Source organism: Streptomyces sp. NPDC048734, assembly GCF_043198675.1.
Lineage (GTDB): Bacteria > Actinomycetota > Actinomycetes > Streptomycetales > Streptomycetaceae > Streptomyces.
This window is the reverse complement of the sequence record NZ_JBICUZ010000035.1, coordinates 1,556-4,787: the sequence shown is the minus strand read 5'-3', so window position 1 is coordinate 4,787 and position 3,232 is coordinate 1,556. Positions and strand designations below refer to the sequence as shown.

Sequence of the window (3,232 nt, the reverse complement as noted above, 5' to 3'; positions counted from 1 at the left end):
ATGTGGGGCTGTTCGTGGTTTCAGAACCAACACAGTGGACGCGAGCAACTGAGGACAAGCCCTCGGCCTATTAGTACCAGTCAGCTTCACCCCTTACGAGGCTTCCACATCTGGCCTATCAACCCAGTCGTCTACTGGGAGCCTTACCCCATCAAGTGGGTGGGAGTCCTCATCTCGAAGCAGGCTTCCCGCTTAGATGCTTTCAGCGGTTATCCCTCCCGAACGTAGCCAACCAGCCATGCCCTTGGCAGGACAACTGGCACACCAGAGGTTCGTCCGTCCCGGTCCTCTCGTACTAGGGACAGCCCTTCTCAAGACTCCTGCGCGCGCAGCGGATAGGGACCGAACTGTCTCACGACGTTCTAAACCCAGCTCGCGTACCGCTTTAATGGGCGAACAGCCCAACCCTTGGGACCGACTCCAGCCCCAGGATGCGACGAGCCGACATCGAGGTGCCAAACCATCCCGTCGATATGGACTCTTGGGGAAGATCAGCCTGTTATCCCCGGGGTACCTTTTATCCGTTGAGCGACGGCGCTTCCACAAGCCACCGCCGGATCACTAGTCCCGACTTTCGTCCCTGCTCGACCCGTCGGTCTCACAGTCAAGCTCCCTTGTGCACTTACACTCAACACCTGATTGCCAACCAGGCTGAGGGAACCTTTGGGCGCCTCCGTTACTCTTTAGGAGGCAACCGCCCCAGTTAAACTACCCATCAGACACTGTCCCTGATCCGGATCACGGACCCAGGTTAGACATCCAGCACGACCAGAGTGGTATTTCAACGGCGACTCCACCTGAACTGGCGTCCAGGCTTCACGGTCTCCCACCTATCCTACACAAGCCGAACCGAACACCAATATCAAACTGTAGTAAAGGTCCCGGGGTCTTTCCGTCCTGCTGCGCGAAACGAGCATCTTTACTCGTAGTGCAATTTCACCGGGCCTATGGTTGAGACAGTCGAGAAGTCGTTACGCCATTCGTGCAGGTCGGAACTTACCCGACAAGGAATTTCGCTACCTTAGGATGGTTATAGTTACCACCGCCGTTTACTGGCGCTTAAGTTCTCAGCTTCGCACGCCCGAAGGCGCACTAACCGGTCCCCTTAACGTTCCAGCACCGGGCAGGCGTCAGTCCGTATACATCGCCTTACGGCTTCGCACGGACCTGTGTTTTTAGTAAACAGTCGCTTCTCGCTGGTCTCTGCGGCCACCCCCAGCTCGAGCAGCAAGTGCTCTCACCGGTGATGGCCCCCCTTCTCCCGAAGTTACGGGGGCATTTTGCCGAGTTCCTTAACCATAGTTCACCCGAACGCCTCGGTATTCTCTACCTGACCACCTGAGTCGGTTTAGGGTACGGGCCGCCATGAAACTCGCTAGAGGCTTTTCTCGACAGCATAGGATCATCCACTTCACCACAATCGGCTCGGCATCAGGTCTCAGACTGTGTGAACGGCGGATTTGCCTACCGTTCGTCCTACACCCTTACCCCGGGACAACCACCGCCCGGGCTGGACTACCTTCCTGCGTCACCCCATCACTCACCTACTGCAAGTCTGGTCCGTCGGCTCCACCACTTTCCTTTCCCCGAAGGGTCCGGAACGGCTTCACGGACTTAGCATCGCCTGGTTCAGTGTTTGACGCTTCACAGCGGGTACCGGAATATCAACCGGTTATCCATCGACTACGCCTGTCGGCCTCGCCTTAGGTCCCGACTTACCCTGGGCAGATCAGCTTGACCCAGGAACCCTTAGTCAATCGGCGCAAACGTTTCTCACGTTTGTATCGCTACTCATGCCTGCATTCTCACTCGTGAACCGTCCACAACTCGCTTCCGCGGCTGCTTCACCCGGCACACGACGCTCCCCTACCCATCCATACGGGCGTTGGCCCTGTTGCATGAATGACACGACTTCGGCGGTACGCTTGAGCCCCGCTACATTGTCGGCGCGGAATCACTAGACCAGTGAGCTATTACGCACTCTTTCAAGGGTGGCTGCTTCTAAGCCAACCTCCTGGTTGTCTGTGCGACTCCACATCCTTTCCCACTTAGCGTACGCTTAGGGGCCTTAGTCGATGCTCTGGGCTGTTTCCCTCTCGACCATGGAGCTTATCCCCCACAGTCTCACTGCCGCGCTCTCACTTACCGGCATTCGGAGTTTGGCTAAGGTCAGTAACCCGGTAGGGCCCATCGCCTATCCAGTGCTCTACCTCCGGCAAGAAACACACGACGCTGCACCTAAATGCATTTCGGGGAGAACCAGCTATCACGGAGTTTGATTGGCCTTTCACCCCTAACCACAGGTCATCCCCCAGGTTTTCAACCCTGGTGGGTTCGGTCCTCCACGAAGTCTTACCTCCGCTTCAACCTGCCCATGGCTAGATCACTCCGCTTCGGGTCTTGAGCGTGCTACTGAAACGCCCTGTTCGGACTCGCTTTCGCTACGGCTACCCCACCCGGGTTAACCTCGCAACACACCGCAAACTCGCAGGCTCATTCTTCAAAAGGCACGCAGTCACGACGCATTGAGTAAACTCAATGCGCGACGCTCCCACGGCTTGTAGGCACACGGTTTCAGGTACTATTTCACTCCGCTCCCGCGGTACTTTTCACCATTCCCTCACGGTACTATCCGCTATCGGTCACCAGGGAATATTTAGGCTTAGCGGGTGGTCCCGCCAGATTCACACGGGATTTCTCGGGCCCCGTGCTACTTGGGTGTCTCTCCAACGAGCCGCTGACGTTTCGACTACGGGGGTCTTACCCTCTACGCCGGACCTTTCGCATGTCCTTCGTCTACATCAACGGTTTCTGACTCGTCCTGTCGCCGGCAGACGACAGAAGAGAGATCCCACAACCCCGCACACGCAACCCCTGCCGGGTCTCACACGTATACGGTTTGGCCTCATCCGGTTTCGCTCGCCACTACTCCCGGAATCACGGTTGTTTTCTCTTCCTGCGGGTACTGAGATGTTTCACTTCCCCGCGTTCCCTCCACATACCCTATGTGTTCAGGTATGGGTGACAGCCCATGACGACTGCCGGGTTTCCCCATTCGGAAACCCCCGGATCAAAGCCTGGTTGACGACTCCCCGGGGACTATCGTGGCCTCCCACGTCCTTCATCGGTTCCTGGTGCCAAGGCATCCACCGTGCGCCCTTAAAAACTTGGCCACAGATGCTCGCGTCCACTGTGCAGTTCTCAAACAACGACCAGCCACCCATCACCCCCA

General features: G+C 57.2%; 1 rRNA gene. It reads right to left on the bottom strand.

What is annotated here, in order from left to right:
• Positions 1-50: 50 nt before the first annotated feature.
• Positions 51-3,173, bottom strand: a 23S ribosomal RNA gene (locus ACGFQC_RS35730).
• Positions 3,174-3,232: the final 59 nt, after the last annotated feature.